Raw genomic sequence first — 15,965 nt, forward strand, 5'->3', positions numbered from 1 at the left:
CACAGGTACGTCCCGCATTTACGAACGGTCATTTCTAGGATAATGCACCGGCTGATAATCTGCGTGCCCTGCCCAAAAGGCCTCAGCCACGGGCAGAGCTGATCGGTCGCATGCGCGAGGGGCTCTGCGTGAGAGGATAATGAGACACATCAGGATCAACAGACCGATCATTCCAGGAGGAAAAAACTCACATGGCCTCTCCCGTCATCGTCACGGTTTCATGGGTTTTCGCCTGGCTGGTCACTCTGATTGCCCTGGTGTCACTAGGCCGAGGCATCGCCCATCTGGTTCGCCAGTTCTCACAGGGCCAGCCGGATCACACGAGGATGCGTCCTGTCGGGAAACGCCTGTGGACGATGCTCTCCACGATCATCACGCACCGCGAGTTCACACACAAACCAGTCGTGAAAGTCGCGCACTGGTTTGTCATGGTCTCCTTCCCCCTGCTTTTCCTGACCTTGATCAGTGGTTATGCGCATCTGCGCGACCCTCGCTGGTCGCTGCCGCTGATCGGCACGTGGGCGCCGTGGCAATGGCTCGTCGATATTTTTGCATGGGCCGGGTTGCTGGCGATCATCGTGTTAATGGTGATCCGTTACCGCACCGGACACCGCCCCGAGCCGCTACCGGCCGACGCCACCTTGCGTAAGCGCACGTCCCGTTTCTTCGGTTCGACCCGCTGGCAGGCCCTCTTCGTCGAATGGGTCATTGTCATCGTGTGCGGGTGCGTGGTGGTGTTGCGCGGATTGGAGGCCGCCCTCGTCGTTGCTGATGGAGGCGATGCGTCGTGGTGGCACTATCCGCTGACCGGTTGGATTGGATCGCTGGCATCCTCGGCGGCTCCTTCCACGCTCGCCACGGCAATTGTGCTGGTCAGTCTGCTGAAGATTCTTGTGTCGATGCTGTGGATGGTCGTAATCGGCGTGCAGACATCAATGGGTGTGGCATGGCACCGCTTCCTCGCCATCATCAACCTGTATGCGCGGCGCAACGCCGACGGCGCGAAGTCACTGGGGCCGGCAGCACCGATGCTCGTTGATGGTGAGCCGCTGACTGACCTGGACCGCCTCGACGACCTGCCTGATGACGTGCCGCTCGGCGTGGGAACCGCGCAGGACCTGACGTGGAAGCAGCGCCTGGACCTGTATTCCTGTACCGAATGCGGCCGCTGTCAGGAATTGTGCCCGGCGTGGAACACGGAAAAACCGCTGTCTCCTAAACTGCTCGTCCTGGCGTTGCGCGACCATGTGGAATCTGTTTCGCGCGTGGAACTGACCGACATGGACGTACCTGAGGAGATTGACCCGGGTGAGGACAAGACCCTGATCGAAAAGGGCGTCCTTCCCTCCCCGCACACCAGCGACGTCCTGCACGCCTTGTCATCCTCTGGTGCGACCGGTCCGCTTGGGGTGCGCGACACCGACGGGCCACTCGTTCCCGACGTCATTGACGAGGGTGTCCTGTGGGACTGCACGATGTGTGGTGCGTGTGTGGATCAATGCCCGGTCGATATTGAACACGTTGACGACATCTTGAATCTGCGACGCCACCAGGTGTTGATGGAGTCTGCATTCCCGCGCGACCTGGCGCGCCCGTTCCGCGGGATGGAAAAGAAGGGAAATCCGTATAACCAGTCGGCTCGCAAGCGTCTGGAGTGGGCGAAGAACCTGGACTTCGAGGTACCGGTGATCGGAGAGGATATTGAGTCTGCCGATGACGTGGAGTACGTGCTGTGGGTCGGATGCGCAGGCGCGTACGATGATCGCGCGAAAAAGACCACTGCCGCGCTGGCCGAACTGCTGCACACCGCTGGCGTGACGTTCGGGGTGCTTGGATCCGCCGAGTCGTGTACTGGGGATCCGGCGCGTCGTGCCGGCAATGAGATCTTGTTCCAGATGCTGGCAAGCGCCGCCATTGACACGTTGAACGAGGCTCACGCGAGGAAGATCGTTGTGACGTGTGCTCACTGCTTCAACACGATTGCCGGAGAGTTCCCGCAGCTGGGCGGCACTTTCGAAGTAATCCACCATACGCAGTTGCTGAACCGTCTGGTGCGCGAGAACAGGCTTACTCCCCTGCCGCCCGCACCCGGTGAGCGCCACCAGACGATTACGTATCACGATCCCTGCTTCCTGGGCAGGCACAACCGTCTCTTTGAGGCACCGCGGGAGCTGCTGGGATCACTGCCGAGTGTGGACATGGTGGAGATGCCGCGCAACCGCGAGCGTGCAATGTGCTGTGGTGCAGGTGGCGCGCGGGCGTGGATGGAGGAAACACGTGGCACGCGCATTGCGGATAACCGCATGGATGAGGCGCGTGAATCCGGAGCACACGTCGTGGCAACTGCGTGCCCCTACTGCTCGCAGATGCTGGGATCGGCGCACGGTGAGAATATGCCTGAAGTCAAGGACGTTGCCGTGTTGCTGCTCGAGGGCGTCCACCGTCACCGCGATGCAGCCGGAGACGACGGCGCCATCACCTAGCACCAGTGGAACAGGTCTGCAGGTGTGTTAGTCGCCCTGGTCGCTCATGGCGACCAGGAAGTCATCCTCGTCAACCACGAAGCCACCCACTGCGGAGACGATCAATCCGGCCGCGCGCTCAATGTCGCGTGCCGAGCGTGCCCGCTCAAGCCTGGCTGTCCGGGTGAGCATATTCGTCGGCGCATGCACTTTCAGATCCGCATGGTTCAACCAGTGCAGCCTGTAGCAGATCACCGACTGTGATTCCCATATTTCCCAGCGCAGGACTCGAGGAATGTCGCGCGTGACGGTGACTTCGCAGGAAAACTCAGACCGGTTACCAGCCGGCGCGACCAGGCAGTAACCGTCAAGCACCTGGTCGCGGGTTGCCGCCTCGGCTCGGTCGCGTTTGAGTCTCTGAGCGATGTCTTCTCTCAATGCCGGCGTTGAGCTCTGGATCGCGCGCGCAGCTTCAACTTCACGCTGTGTCAGGCGGCGCTGCTGCCTGACACCCAATTCCCGCGAGTCAACCACCGTTGGGAAATCCCTGTGCAGCAGCTCCATCAGTTCATCGGGATCCAGCCAGCGCCTCGAATACAGGGTCAGCCCCACTGCCGAATCCGGGTCAGGCTGAATGACATCACCGGACGTGTCGGTCGCGATGCGCAGCGCACCACCCAGGCGTCGAGCCATGCGATACAGGACCAGCAAGACTTTGTACTCCAGTCCTATCGGCATGCCGTCTGGGAATGCGCGCGCCCACCTGTCACGCTCTTTCATGTCCTCATCTGGAGCTTTCCCACGTGACGCGGGACAATTCAGGATCCACGCACGCGTCAGGTCCGCGCCCGATCCAAGCTCGGCGCGAGTCGCCGCATCCACGCTCCACGGGCCATTGAGCCGCGCGGACTGGCACAGCGTCAAGTTTCCTGCCCCGGCCCATCCGGCGTCATCCCACACAGAAATTGCCAGCGCTTCGAGTTCTTCGGGGTCGACCTCCGGGCTGAGCAACAGCACATGGTGCTCACGCGCACTGTCCACGTCGAGTGGGTGCGGGTCCTCCAGGCGTGTCAGCGGCGCGCTGATCGGTGCTCCCGAGTCATCGCGGGCCGCGCGGCCCCCCTCGTCAATGCGGAACGAATCCGTCAAAACGTTCAGGCCGCTCAGCGCCGTCAATGACGTGTCAGCCAGAAGGCTGGGTGCCTCGCGCTGCGCGGCCCGTTCACTTTCGGTCGCGTCGGCAGCCTCCCCCTGCTGCTCTGCACGCTTTTCAACACGGCGGTCCGCCTGGGCGAAGCGGTCATGAATTGAAATGCGCGTGGGTTGGCCAGGCGCAGTGTTGTGCGACGAGGGTGCCTCTGCGCCACTGTCAGGTGATGACGTGTCAGTCATCAGCCCCACGCTCGATTCTGGTGCGGGTAAAGCGCACATGCGTGCGGGACGGGGTCGGCCCGCGTTGGCCCTGATAGTGGGAGCCGGCCGCGGCTGATCCATACGGGTTCTTCGCGGGCGACGACAGATCAAAGAAACACAACTGTCCGACCTTCATGCCGGGGTGCAGCAGAATCGGCATCGTCGCTGTGTTCGACAGCTCCAAGGTCACATGGCCACAAAATCCGGGGTCAATGAACCCTGCAGTCGAGTGCGTCAGCAATCCGAGCCGGCCCAGCGACGACTTGCCTTCCAGGCGCGCGGCGATGTCATCAGCCAGGGTGACCTGCTCGTAGGTGGCTCCCAGCACAAACTCGCCGGGATGCAGCACGAAGGGGTCGTCCGGTCCCACATCAATCAGGTGCGTCAGGTCTGACTGGTCGGCCGCCGGGTCGATCACCGAATAGCGGTGGTTGTTGAACAGGCGGAAGAGCCGGTCGAGGCGCACGTCGATACTGGCGGGCTGAATCATCGAGCGGTCGAGCGGGTCGAGATTGATCCGCCCCGAATCCAGGCTGGCAGCAATGTCACGGTCACTCAGGAGCATGTGTTGATTGTCCCACGTCGGCGCCCCAGCTCCAACTGAACGGCAACTTGCCCGTAGGCTGTAGTCATGTTTGACGCGGTAACGACCTGGTACAGGCACAATCGGCGTGACCTTCCGATGCGTTCTGACCATGTCAGCCCGTGGGCCACCCTGGTTTTTGAAGTGATGAGCCAGCAGACCCCGATACCGCGGGTCCAGCCGATCTGGGAGCGGTGGATGGAACGCTGGCCCACGCCTGTTGATCTGGCCCGTGCCAGGCGCTCCGATGTTCTGGTGGCGTGGGACCACCTGGGCTACCCGTCGCGAGCCCTGCGTCTGCATGCATGCGCTCAGGTGATCGCCAACCGCCCCGGTTCCCGTGTCCCGGCCGATATGGATGCCCTGCTGGAACTGCCGGGAATCGGCCCCTACACCGCTTCAGCTGTCGCATCCTTCTCCTTCCACCAACGTGTCCCTGTATTGGACACCAACATTCGTCGGGTCCTCACCCGAGTCTTTGACGGCCGCCAGTTCGCCCGAAAATCGGCCCCTTCACGAGCCGAACAGGATCGCGCATGGTCATTACTTCCGGACGAGGGCGACGCTTGCGCCTTGTGGAACGTGGCCATCATGGAGCTTGGCGCACTGGTGTGTACGCAGCGCGCACCGCTGTGCGATCAATGCCCGATCAGTGAGCGGTGCCGATGGCTTGCTGACGGTCAGCCTGCCGATGCGGTCAAACCGCGCGGCCAGGCGTGGGCGGGAACCGACCGTCAGGCTCGTGGCCGCGTCATGGCGCTGCTGCGTGATGCTCACGCTTCTTCAGCGGAGCGCGTCGGCCGCGATGCAGTCATTGAAGCGGCCACCTTGCCCGGCGCTCCAGCCGACCAGGCAGTGCAAGTGGTGGATGCCCTCGTCAATGACGGGTTGATCGAAGTGGATCGACGCGGAACGTATGGCCTGCCTGACTAGAGCGCTGACCGCCCATTAGAGGGCCGCATAAAGCCCGCTCTTGCGGTCAGGACGGCCTGCGCAGAAGGCAGTCCCTTGGTAGCTGATTAGTAGCGAATCGCGTCGATCGGGCGCACCCGGATGGCTGCCACTGCCGGAATAATGCCGCACAGAGCGCCAACTGCAGATGCGATCCCGACGCCGGCGGCGGCCGCGGAAGTGGGGAACGCCGGTCGGTCCTGCAATATGATGTCCATTGACTCGAGCGGAATGAACTGCAGGATCACGATCGCAATGCCTACCCCGATTATGCCTGCAACAAAGGTCGCGACCACTGATTCCATGAACACGGCGAAGAAGACTCTGCCGGCCGAGGCACCCATTGCGCGTCGGATGCCGATTTCCCGGATACGTTGACGCACCGTCACGATCGCCACGTTCAGCAAGCCCAATGCGCCCAGAGAGATGACGATCGCGCCGATGATCATGACTATCAGGCGCAGCGTCTGAGTCTGATCCTGCACACTTTCGAACTGCTCGCCGCCACTCACATCCACGCGCCAGCCCTGACCCAGAATCGCACTCAGAGCCGCGGGCAGCTCGGTGCGTGCCTGGTCAACCTGGTCTTCACCGCTCCACACCAGCATCGTCGGAAAACCTCCGATGCCTCCTGCCATTGTCGGGTCGGCCGTGTCCTGTGGTTTGGTCAGCTGCCAGGCGTCGTAGTGCATGTAGATGATGGGCTGATCCCAGGCGGATTTCGCCCTGACCACTCCGACTACACGCAGCTGCTGTGTCTGCTTGCCGGTCACGTTCAGCACAATCGGGTCAGCAATGTTGGGCTTGCCCAGGTATTCCCACAAAATACTGTTGATAACAACAGGGCTGACCCGCTGGTTGATGTCACTGTCCTGCAGCCAGCGTCCCTGCACCGGCTTCAGGCGGAACAGCACCTGATAATTCGGATCCACCGCCTGCAGTGCCAATCCTCCAAATCCGTATTTAGGCTCCACAACCGGAACCCCGCGGAACGACCCGGTTTGCTGGGCTCGATCGACTTCTTCGATCTGAATGGAGGAATCTTCCAGTCGTGACCAGTACGGAATTGAGAAGCGGTCCGCCAGCGTTTTCATGGCGGTAGACACCGGGTCGGCCACGATACCGGTCGCCTGAGCGGACCAGCCCATCTGGTCCTGGTCTTCCGGCTCAGTTGAATCCGGTACCGCGTCGTCGGCATACGCCACGGCGCCACCGCTTCCCACGACCATGCCGCCACCAGGTGGCGCGCCCGCAGTGTCGCCACCGCCGTCTCCGGTTTTTTGCGGCATGAGCCGCAGCGTAATATCCCGGCCGTCGAACGCTTCATTCATTTCCTTGTCCGCCTGCCCGACGATGTCACCCAACGCAATTACCGTTGACATGGCGGCAACAGCTGCCACGACACCCACCAGGGAGAGGATCACGCGCGCTTTCTGCACGCGCACCTCACCCCACGCCTCGACGAGTGCGCCCACAATCTGGCTCAGGATCCTCATGGCGTCACCTCATTTTCATGCGGTTCCCCGTCCTCCGTGACGGTCACTTCCTCAATGGTGGCTGTGTCTGTTTCTTCGTCGCACAGTTCAGGCGCGGCCGAAGCCTCACCCTCGTTGCTCATTGGCATGTCCGATGGCGACTGGGGTGTCTGATCGTGCCCTGCATCCTGCGACATGACGGGCACCCCGTCTGAAACGGCGGCAACGGTGTGCTCAGACAAATCGTCAACATTGTGCAAAATGCCGTCGTAGAGGGAATACGCGCGGCTCGCTCGCGCCGCCACATTCATGTCGTGCGTAATGACGATCAGGGCGGCATTGTTTTCCGCAGCCACGTCTTCGAGCAGTTCCATAATGATGCGGCCGGTATGCGGGTCCAGTGCGCCCGTCGGCTCGTCGGCCAGAATGACGCGCGGCGTGCGCACCAAAGCGCGCGCAATGGCGATACGTTGCTGCTCACCGCCCGACATCTGCGTGGGATAGGAGTCAAGGCGGTCGCCCAGGCCAACCCGCTCGAGCATGTCAGCCACCAGGTTGCGACGGTTCCAGAACTGACGGCCTGCCGCATACAGCAACGGGACTTCCACGTTCTGCAGCGCTGTTCGAGCATTGAAAATGTTGAACTGCTGAAAGACAAAGCCGAAGGATGATCCTCGAAGTGCTGATCGTTTCCCCTCGCCCAGGCCCGATGTATCAACACCGTCGATGCTGTAGGTCCCACTGGTCGGCTTGTCCAACAGTCCAATAATGTTGAGCAGCGTGGATTTGCCGGTTCCTGATCGCCCCACGATGGAGACGTGGTCGCCAGGCTCCACAGTCAGATTGACACCCCTGAGGATGTGGAGATCATCCCCATCGGGCAGCGTGACTGTCCGTGTGACGTCATGAATGTCGAGCAGTGCCACGTCAGCACCCTTCACCTGTCATCGGGTCACACATGTCCTGTTCCTGCTGCTGGCCTGGGATGAATTCGAGAACTTCCTGATCCTCGGTCAGGCCCTCGACGATCTGCACGCGTTTGCCGTCAGTGATTCCCAGCTTGACTTCCACCTTCGTCGGGTTCGCCGGATCATCTGTCGGCATGTAGACGTAGCCGTTCTGGAAGCGTCCCTCAACTGCGGTTGCGGGCAGCGTCATCACGTCAGCTGCTTCACCGGCAACCACATCCATCGTCACCTGCAGGCCGGCAAACACCTTCTGGTCACCGGGAATGGTGCACGTGGCGCGAATGCCTGACTGAGTTGAACCTGAATTGCCATCCATCTTGGGGACAGACCCGGAATCCTGTCCCGATGCCTTGGGCGTATCGATACGAAGCCCCGTGCATTCGAACGGTGCCGGACCGTTCTTGATCGTGATCGTCGCCTTTTCAGGTGTTTGCTGCATCCGGTACATCTGGTCGGGTGTGAGGCTCGCGCTGGCAACAAAGGTAGGCGGCTGAATGGTGCCGATCGGATCCCCCACGTTGAACTGCTGTTCAACCAGCGCATTCAAGGCGAGCGCACCGTCTGCCGGCGCATAGACCACTTCGCTCTTCCAATACTTTTCACCGGGGATGACGGTCGGATTGCCTTCTTCATCGACGCCCTGCTGGTCTTCACCCGTTTCTTCGCGTTGAATCAGCAGAATCGGATCGCCTTTGGCAACGTTTTGACCATCTTGCACGTACACCTCAGTCACTTCGCCCATCATGGTGGCTTTCACCGGCGTGGCAGCGACCGGTTCGATCGTGCCTTCCAGCGACAGCGTGTTCGTGATCGTGCCCTTTTCGGGCAGAACTGTCATCTGTCCGTATTGCGCGCCAGGATCCAGCGCGTCACCCTCGGGCTTGTTGGCCGAGGGGAAGAATGCGAACTTCACGAATGCGACGGCGATTACCACCCACGCCAGGACTTTGATGATTGAAAGCACCATCGCGCCTTTGGACCGGCCTGCCATATATCCTCCTTGAGACTTGGCACGTCAGCCTCGGCTCAAGATCCCCGTGGCGTTGGTGCGCATCATGACGAAACTGAGTGTAGAACGCGCGGAGGATCACCCTCGAACATTCTGCGATCCCCCGCCCAAAATCAGGGTTTTTTCAGGGACGGCTCAGGGATGAGGTGACGCCACGGTCACACACAGCGTCCGTGAGCGGTCGCGCCCGGCGACCTCGTACCCACCTGCACCCGCGCGCACCCGTCGCGAAAAATTCGTCAACTTTTTATTTTCAACTTGCCGTGCCGAGGGCGCCCGGCAGTGTAGTCTGAAACGAAGCGGCATTGAGTTCCCACTCATTCCACGGTGGGGGCTTGCCGGAGACGCCCTCGAACATGCGACAACTGGATACAAGACCTCCTGTGCTAGGAAGTCGTCAGGAATGGGCCTGAGTGATTTCAACGATGAGGTGACTATGACTAATCAGCAGAAAGTGAAGGCGGCGGTTTATCTTCACGCTGTCTTGCGAAATATTGAGCAGCTGTGCGAGCTCGACTCGCGCGCACGCTCCATCGTGGCGAACTCTGATACGAGTGTCGATTTCCACATCCCCGGTATTCAACCACTGACTTTGATCTTCGACCACGGATCCTGCACCGCAACGACCGAGCCAAAAACAAAGCCGACGATTTCACTGGTGTTTGCATCATCCAAGCACTTCAACAGCATGATTGACGGGAAAGCGAACCCGATCCCAATCAAGGGCTTCACTCATATCAAGTTCCTGACGGACGAGTTCATGCAGATCACCGATCGGCTCACGGAGTTCCTGCGCCCCACACCCGAAGCTCTCAAGGACCCGGAATTCTCACGAATTTCAACGATCCTGACGGCCAACGTCGCCTTTTCCGCGCTCGGCCCGATCGCCCGCTATGACGATCACGGTAAGAAGAACGCGGGCCGCATCCCCGATGGCAACATTCTGGTCCACGTTGAGGACGGCCCCGAACTGACGATCCATGCCGAGGGTGGCGCGCTGAGCTTGAGCCAGGGCCGGATCCGCCCCATCAGCGCACTGATGTCGTTCGATTCGATTGAGACAGCTCAGGGCATTTTGAGCGGTGAGCTCGACTCATTTGCGTGCCTGGGGAAGAGTCGCCTGAAGATTCGAGGGCGAATCGCCATGATCGACAATCTCAACAAGCTACTGGGTCAAGTCCAGACATATCTGGCGTAGGAGGAGCACCCGATGAACACATATGAATACCCCAAGAGCCGCGAGCTGTTCGACCGCGCCACGAAGGTGATTCCCGCCGGCATCTACGGACACCTCGGCCCCTCCGAAGGTTGCTTCATTCCGATCGAGAACTACCCGTTCTACGCTGATCACGCCCAGGATTCCTACATCTGGGACGTGGACGGGAACCGCTTCATTGATTACATGTGTGCGTACGGTCCCAACGTACTGGGCTACAACCATCCAAAAGTCAACGAAGCCTTCATCAAGCAGCTTGAGCAGGGCAACTGCACAACGCTTCCAACCACACGCATGATCGAACTTGCTGAACTGCTGGTCGATGAGGTCGCCAGCGCCGACTGGGCGTTCTTCGCCAAGAACGGTGGCGACGTGACGAATATGGCGGTCCTGACCGCGCGCGCCGCAACCGGGCGTGACAAGATCATCCGCTTCTTCGGTGGTTACCACGGCGTGGCGCAGTGGATGCAGTACGTCGGTTACGCCGGCATCACCGACGCTGACCTCGCCAATGTCATCGATCTGCCGTTCAACGATATCGACGCCCTCGAAAAGGCGATCGCAAAGTATCCGAACCAGATCGCCGGCATCATTTCCACGCCGTACTATCACCCTACGTTCGTGGACAATGAGCTTCCGGCACCGGGATACTGGCAGAAAGTTCGCGAGCTGTGCGACAAGCACGGCATCGTGCTGATCATCGACGACGTGCGATGCGGTTTCCGCCTGGATGAGCGAGGCAGTGACTACCACTACGGTTTCAAGGCTGATCTGATTTGCTTCTGCAAGGCTCTGGCCAACGGGTTCAACATTTCCGCGCTGTGTGGATCTGACGAGCTCAAAGCCGCAGCTTCCTCCGTGTTCTACACAGGCAGCTACTGGTTGTCGGCAGCACCGATGGCTGCTGCGATCGAATGCCTGACAATCATGAAGGAAATCGACGGTGCCACGGTCATGAAGGAGAAAGGTCGCAAGTTGACCGACGGCTTGAAAAAGGTCGCTGAGGAAGAAGGCTACAAACTGGTCGTGACCGGTGAGCCGTCCATGTGGTTCATGCGCCTGGATAATGACCCGTCGTCGATGCTGCACCAGGCGTTCGTCGGTAACTGCGTCAAGCGCGGAGTCTTCTTCACCAACCACCACAACCACTTCATCAACTGCTCACTGACCGATGAGGACATTGAGTTCACGTGGGACGTTGCCAGAGAAGCATTCAAAGAACTGCATACCCAGGAAGATGAGTTGATCCTGTAGGCAAGCCGGTCGGCGCGGACAGACGCGGCCCGCTTGGCCATGCAGCCGGCACCAGCCCACCTGTCCGCACCGGCGGCCTGTCTTCAGAAACACCTGATCTTCACCCGTTTACCTGCACGTCTGAGGCGGGCGTGCAGACTGACAGCACATATGAGAAAAGTAGTAAAGGAGCTACGATGCCCGTATCACTAGACGAGCTCAAGCGACTCGAGGATAAAGCAAATTTCCTGCGTCACGATATCGTCGATACCGTTTACCACGCGCACTCCGGCCACCTCGGCGGCGCACTCTCCATGATCGATGCAGTCACAGTGTTGTATTACCACGTGATGAACATTGATCCGAAGAATGCCAAGTGGGAGGATCGTGACCGTTTCGTCATGTCGAAGGGGCATGCAGGAATCGGATTCGTCACGGTTCTGGCCGACCTGGGATTCGTTGACCACGACGAGCTGAAGACCTTCAACCTGACAGGATCAAAACTCGGCATCCACCTGGATTGCAACAAGGTCAACGGCCTGGATGCTTCCACCGGATCGCTCGGCCACGGCCTGTCGATCGCGCTGGGCATGGGTTTGGCGGCAACGCAGCTCAAGAAAGATTTCATGACCTACTGCATGCTCGGTGACGGCGAATGCAACGAGGGGTCCATCTGGGAAGCCGCAATGGCAATCGCCAACTACAACGCGCACAACGTTGTCGTGATGGTGGACCGCAACAAGGCCATGATTGACGGCCCAACCGAGGACGTCATGAAGCTCGAGCCCTTTGCCGACAAGTGGACAGCCTTCGGTTTCAACACACTGAGCATTGATGGTCACGATCACGCAGCCATCATCGACGCCCTCGAAACGGCGAAGAACACAACAGACAAGCCCACCTGCATCGTGCTGAACACGGTGAAAGGCCAAGGTGTTGATTTCGCTGCCGGTGACTACAAGTGGCACTACGGCGCAATCAACGACGAGCTGCGCGATCAGGCGTTCGCCAGCCTCGACAAGTATCACGCCGAACGTCTAGCCAAGTTGGAGGAGAAGTAAGATGGCAGGCCTTGTTTACACCAGTATTGACACCACGAAACTGTCAACCGCTGAAGTTTACGGCGCGATGCTGTCCAAACTTGGCGAAGACGATCCCAGGATTGTTGTTCTGACCGCTGATCTGGCCAAATCCACCAAGATCGGCACGTTCATGGAATCATTCCCGGATCGCTTCTACAACCTGGGCATCGCTGAGCAGAACATGTACGGCGTGGCGGCCGGCATGGCGAGCTGCGGACTGATTCCGTTCACATCCTCGTTCGCGATCTTCAACTCGTGCCGCGCCCTTGACCAGGTGCACACCGATATCTGCTATCAGAACCTCAACGTCAAGATGATTGGCTCCCACGCGGGCACCTCGTTCGGACAGGCCGGTTCCACGCACCACTCGATTGAGGACATCGCGATCATGCGGTCGCTGGCGAACCTGACCGTGCTGGTGCCTGCTGACGGTATGGAGACGGCGAACGCAGTCAAGGCCGCTTACGAGATGGAAGGCCCGGTCTACATCCGCATCAACCGTGGGTTCGACCAGATCGTGTACCGCGAGGCGGACTACGGCTACGAAATCGGCAAGGCTGTTCAGCTTGCCGACGGCTCAGACGCGACGATCATTGCGTGTGGCTGCACAGTCTTCTCAGCTGTTCAGGCAGCCCGCGAACTGGCCGCTGACGGCGTGAAGGTGCGCGTGCTGGACATGCACACGATCAAGCCACTGGACGAGGAAGCGGTACGCAAGGCCGTTCACGACACCAGACGCATCATCACCGTGGAGGATCACTCGATCATCGGCGGTCTGGGCGGCGCGGTCTCAGAAGTCATCGCATCTGCCGGTATGGGCTGCGCGTTCAAGCGTCTGGGAATTCCAGACCAGTTCTCCCCCATTGGCCTGCAGGAAGACCTGATGGCCTACCACGGTATCGACACTGCCGGCGTCGTCACGGCGGTCCATGAACTGCTCAAGATGGACTTCGAAGAAGACGACGACTGGGCGGATGAGATTTAGGGCGACACTCCATGGATAAAGAAGCTATTTACACTGCGAAGATCTTCCTGAACAGTGCGATCCCCTTGCTGAAAGTCATCATCGAGGAGACCTCGCTGCACAAGATGTTCGCCAAAAAGACCGGTATCGTCCAGTTTTCCTTCCCGCACGAGGGCGACAAGTGGGCCACTCACCTCGTTTTCGACAAGGGTGACATCTCGGTGAAGCTTGGACCCAGTGAAGACGAACCGACTGTGGAGTTGGCGTTCAACGATATCGATCACTTCAACGCCTTCTTCAAAGGCACGTCGATGAAGTTACCGCAGTTCCGTCACGTGCATCACCTGAACTGGGTTGTTCCCGTAGTCATGGGGTTGCTCAAGATGCAGAAACTGCTCAGCGCTTCGGAGCCGCCGGCTGATGAGGAAACCAAGGCGCTGATGGTCAAGCTCATGTTCTACCTGCTGCCGTCGGGTATCAGCCAGCTCAATAAGGCTGGACACCCGGAGGTGGCAAAATGGGCGAAGATGTCACCTGACCGTGTCTACGCCCTGGTGGTAGATGGCCGCGATGACCTGGCTGGCTACATCCATGTCAAGGCGGGCAAGACCCGTTCTGCGCGCGGCGCATACAAGCGGTCGCAGCCCTTCTTCACGATGCGCTTCACCGACCTGGATGCGGCGCTCGGCGTGTTGTTGCAGACAGCGGACATGTTGGCGTTGACTGCACAGAAGCGTCTGATCATGGAAGGTGCGCCGGAGTTCGGTGCTCAGATCGGTGATTTCATGATGCTGGTCGGGCAGTACGCCCAAAAGTAGCCGCACGCTCAGGCTCGGCTGAGCAGCTGCTCTGTCCAGTCGAGACGGGCCCGTCAATAAGCTGCAGCCCGGCCGGGCTGCTCCCAACGCCTGAGTTGCACGAGGTGCCGGTGTTCGGATCATTCCGAACGCCGGCACCACTGCGTTGAGACCGCTTATCTGTTCATGTGACGCGCACGAGGCTCCAGATCGAAGCCGTTTTATGCACATTCCCCTAGATTTAAGCCCTCGTAGTGCACATTCCCCTAGATTAACCGCGCTCCCCGACGCCCGCGATCACACTCACCCTCTCTGACCTGCAGGTTTGCAAATCGTCTCATGAGAACTCCGTTCTTTTCTAGGGGTATGTGCACGCAGGGCGCTTAGATCTAGGGGATTGTGCACGTGGGCCTCTTAAATCTAGGGGCATGTGCGCGCGGTGCCTTGAGATGTTGGCGGTCGTTCGCGCAGTGCGTTGAGATTCATGGGGGCGCGTACGCGAGCCTCGAAAATCTGGGTGCTCGTGCAGGCACAGTCGCTTAGGCGAGGCCTTCGTGCGAGCCGACCCGGCATGATCTATTACGTGTTCGTCCACACTCATACATAGAAACGGGCGGGTGTACGGACGCTTCTGCGCCCGCACACCCGCCCGGCTGGAACCGTGAAGGTGGAATCCTCTTACGCTCCGACGATCTCCTCCGCGCTGGCACATTCCATGTCGAATGCCTCGGCAACGCCGGGGAAGGTGATCTTCCCGTCGAAGGTGTTCAGACCCTGACGCAGCGCCACATCATCGGCCAGAGCCTTCTTCCATCCCTTGTCCGCAATCGCATGGATATAGGGCAAGGTGGCGTTGGTCAGTGCCTGCGTCGAAGACACCGGGACAGTGCCCGGCATGTTCGTCACACAGTAGAACGTGGTGTCGTGCACCCTGAAGGTGGGCTCCTCATGAGTGGTGGGGTGTGAATCCTCGAAACAGCCACCCTGGTCAATGGCGATATCAACCAGAACAGATCCCGGCTGCATTGATGCAACCATCTCATTGGTCACTAGCTTGGGAGCTTTCGAACCTGGGATCAGAACCGAGCCGACCACCACGTCGGACTTCTTGATCAGGCGCGAAATTTCCAGCGGCGTGGAATAACGCGTGCACACGCGCCCTTCCCAGTGGTTCGTGATCTGGCGCAGCTTGTCGATATTGTTGTCGACAACCGTGACATCCGCGCCCAGTCCCACTGCGCCCGCAGCGGCGTTGATTCCGGCGGTGCCGCCACCGATGACCAGTACGTGTGCATCTTCCACGCCGGTCACTCCGCCCATCAGGACGCCTTTGCCCCCATGCGGCTTCTGAAGGAAATACGAGCCGACCTGGGGCGCCAACCGCCCAGCGATCTCTGACATCGGAATCAGCAGCGGCAAACGGCCGTCAGGCAAACGCACCGTCTCGTACGCAATGCCAACCGCTTTAGCTCCCAGCAGCGCATCCGTGCCGGGCTTGTCCGCAGCCAGGTGTAGATAGGTGAAAACGATCTGGCCTTCACGGATATGACCGTACTCAGATTCGATCGGTTCTTTGACTTTCACGATCATGTCGGACTGTGCCCACACCTCGTCGGCACCGTCAACGATGGTGGCGCCCACCGCGGCATAATCCTCATCGGAAATTGCAGATCCGACACCCGCGCCCGCCTGAACCAGGACTTCGTGGCCGCCGTGCACAAGTGCAGAGACGCCACTCGGGGTCATTGAAACTCGGAATTCGTTGTTCTTCGCTTCGGTTGGAATTCCTACGCGCATTGAAACCTCCCTTGT

Annotated in this window: 13 protein-coding genes; 7 read left to right on the forward strand and 6 right to left on the reverse strand. The window is 59.8% G+C overall.

The window, feature by feature from the left end; translation table 11 throughout:
* Window positions 1-191: 191 nt before the first annotated feature.
* Window positions 192-2,483 (forward strand): (Fe-S)-binding protein, encoded by a 2,292-nt coding sequence (locus BN3002_RS07610; protein ID WP_058237349.1) that lies wholly within the window; start codon window positions 192-194, stop codon window positions 2,481-2,483.
* 27 nt (window positions 2,484-2,510) lie between these two features.
* Here the strand turns inward: BN3002_RS07610 and BN3002_RS07615 are convergent, their stop codons facing one another.
* Complete coding sequence (locus BN3002_RS07615; RefSeq protein WP_058237350.1) at window positions 2,511-3,854, reverse strand: hypothetical protein; 1,344 nt, start codon at window positions 3,852-3,854, stop codon at window positions 2,511-2,513.
* Window positions 3,847-4,440 carry a dCTP deaminase gene (gene dcd / locus BN3002_RS07620; RefSeq protein WP_058237351.1) on the reverse strand — a complete coding sequence of 198 codons (594 nt, stop codon included), beginning with the start codon at window positions 4,438-4,440 and terminating at the stop codon, window positions 3,847-3,849. Before dcd ends, BN3002_RS07615 begins: the two co-directional genes overlap by 8 nt.
* A gap of 66 nt (window positions 4,441-4,506) precedes the next feature.
* Between dcd and BN3002_RS07625 the strand changes: the two genes are divergently transcribed.
* The gene (locus BN3002_RS07625; RefSeq protein ID WP_058237352.1) at window positions 4,507-5,391 is read left to right on the forward strand and encodes an HhH-GPD family protein; all 885 of its coding nucleotides are present in this window, start codon (window positions 4,507-4,509) and stop codon (window positions 5,389-5,391) included.
* A gap of 86 nt (window positions 5,392-5,477) precedes the next feature.
* Here the strand turns inward: BN3002_RS07625 and BN3002_RS07630 are convergent, their stop codons facing one another.
* Genes BN3002_RS07630 through BN3002_RS07640 form a run of 3 tightly spaced genes read right to left on the reverse strand, consistent with a single transcriptional unit; the run spans window position 5,478 to window position 8,843 of the window.
* Window positions 5,478-6,905 (reverse strand): ABC transporter permease, encoded by a 1,428-nt coding sequence (locus BN3002_RS07630; RefSeq protein WP_058237353.1) that lies wholly within the window; start codon window positions 6,903-6,905, stop codon window positions 5,478-5,480.
* Window positions 6,902-7,810, reverse strand: a complete 909-nt coding sequence (locus BN3002_RS07635) for an ABC transporter ATP-binding protein (protein WP_082628688.1) — start codon at window positions 7,808-7,810, stop codon at window positions 6,902-6,904. The genes BN3002_RS07630 and BN3002_RS07635 overlap by 4 nt, the downstream gene beginning before the upstream one ends.
* Before the next feature lies 1 nt (window position 7,811).
* Complete coding sequence (locus BN3002_RS07640; protein WP_058237354.1) at window positions 7,812-8,843, reverse strand: efflux RND transporter periplasmic adaptor subunit; 1,032 nt, start codon at window positions 8,841-8,843, stop codon at window positions 7,812-7,814.
* Between the two features lie 454 nt (window positions 8,844-9,297).
* On the opposite strand from BN3002_RS07640, the gene BN3002_RS07645 reads away from it, so the two are divergent.
* The 5 genes from BN3002_RS07645 (at window position 9,298) to BN3002_RS07665 (ending at window position 14,174) form a co-directional block, all read left to right on the forward strand.
* On the forward strand, window positions 9,298-10,059 hold the full coding sequence (locus BN3002_RS07645; RefSeq protein WP_154955715.1) for a hypothetical protein: 762 nt from the start codon (window positions 9,298-9,300) through the stop codon (window positions 10,057-10,059).
* 12 nt (window positions 10,060-10,071) lie between these two features.
* Complete coding sequence (locus BN3002_RS07650) at window positions 10,072-11,331, forward strand: aspartate aminotransferase family protein (protein WP_058237356.1); 1,260 nt, start codon at window positions 10,072-10,074, stop codon at window positions 11,329-11,331.
* Between the two features lie 176 nt (window positions 11,332-11,507).
* A complete protein-coding gene (locus BN3002_RS07655; protein WP_058237357.1) occupies window positions 11,508-12,371 on the forward strand; it encodes a transketolase in 864 nt (287 codons plus the stop codon).
* Between the two features lies 1 nt (window position 12,372).
* On the forward strand, window positions 12,373-13,377 hold the full coding sequence (locus BN3002_RS07660) for a transketolase family protein (protein WP_058237358.1): 1,005 nt from the start codon (window positions 12,373-12,375) through the stop codon (window positions 13,375-13,377).
* 11 nt (window positions 13,378-13,388) lie between these two features.
* On the forward strand, window positions 13,389-14,174 hold the full coding sequence (locus BN3002_RS07665) for a hypothetical protein (protein ID WP_058237359.1): 786 nt from the start codon (window positions 13,389-13,391) through the stop codon (window positions 14,172-14,174).
* A gap of 657 nt (window positions 14,175-14,831) precedes the next feature.
* On the opposite strand, the gene ald is transcribed toward BN3002_RS07665, so the two are convergent.
* On the reverse strand, window positions 14,832-15,950 hold the full coding sequence (ald, locus tag BN3002_RS07670; RefSeq protein ID WP_058237360.1) for an alanine dehydrogenase: 1,119 nt from the start codon (window positions 15,948-15,950) through the stop codon (window positions 14,832-14,834).
* Between the last annotated feature and the right edge of the window lie 15 nt (window positions 15,951-15,965).

Origin of the sequence: Actinomyces ihuae, from assembly GCF_001457875.1 — a bacterium.
Classification (GTDB): Bacteria; Actinomycetota; Actinomycetes; order Actinomycetales; family Actinomycetaceae; genus Pauljensenia; species Pauljensenia radingae_A.

Coding starts and splice junctions, on each gene's coding strand:
- BN3002_RS07630 (WP_058237353.1), bottom strand. CDS start 6,905: ATGAGGATCCTGAGCCAGATTGTGGGCGCACTCGTCGAGGCGTGGGGT.
- BN3002_RS07610 (WP_058237349.1), top strand. CDS start 192: ATGGCCTCTCCCGTCATCGTCACGGTTTCATGGGTTTTCGCCTGGCTG.
- dcd (WP_058237351.1), bottom strand. CDS start 4,440: ATGCTCCTGAGTGACCGTGACATTGCTGCCAGCCTGGATTCGGGGCGG.
- BN3002_RS07665 (WP_058237359.1), top strand. CDS start 13,389: ATGGATAAAGAAGCTATTTACACTGCGAAGATCTTCCTGAACAGTGCG.
- ald (WP_058237360.1), bottom strand. CDS start 15,950: ATGCGCGTAGGAATTCCAACCGAAGCGAAGAACAACGAATTCCGAGTT.
- BN3002_RS07625 (WP_058237352.1), top strand. CDS start 4,507: ATGTTTGACGCGGTAACGACCTGGTACAGGCACAATCGGCGTGACCTT.
- BN3002_RS07660 (WP_058237358.1), top strand. CDS start 12,373: ATGGCAGGCCTTGTTTACACCAGTATTGACACCACGAAACTGTCAACC.
- BN3002_RS07615 (WP_058237350.1), bottom strand. CDS start 3,854: ATGACTGACACGTCATCACCTGACAGTGGCGCAGAGGCACCCTCGTCG.
- BN3002_RS07655 (WP_058237357.1), top strand. CDS start 11,508: ATGCCCGTATCACTAGACGAGCTCAAGCGACTCGAGGATAAAGCAAAT.
- BN3002_RS07640 (WP_058237354.1), bottom strand. CDS start 8,843: ATGGCAGGCCGGTCCAAAGGCGCGATGGTGCTTTCAATCATCAAAGTC.
- BN3002_RS07650 (WP_058237356.1), top strand. CDS start 10,072: ATGAACACATATGAATACCCCAAGAGCCGCGAGCTGTTCGACCGCGCC.
- BN3002_RS07645 (WP_154955715.1), top strand. CDS start 9,298: ATGACTAATCAGCAGAAAGTGAAGGCGGCGGTTTATCTTCACGCTGTC.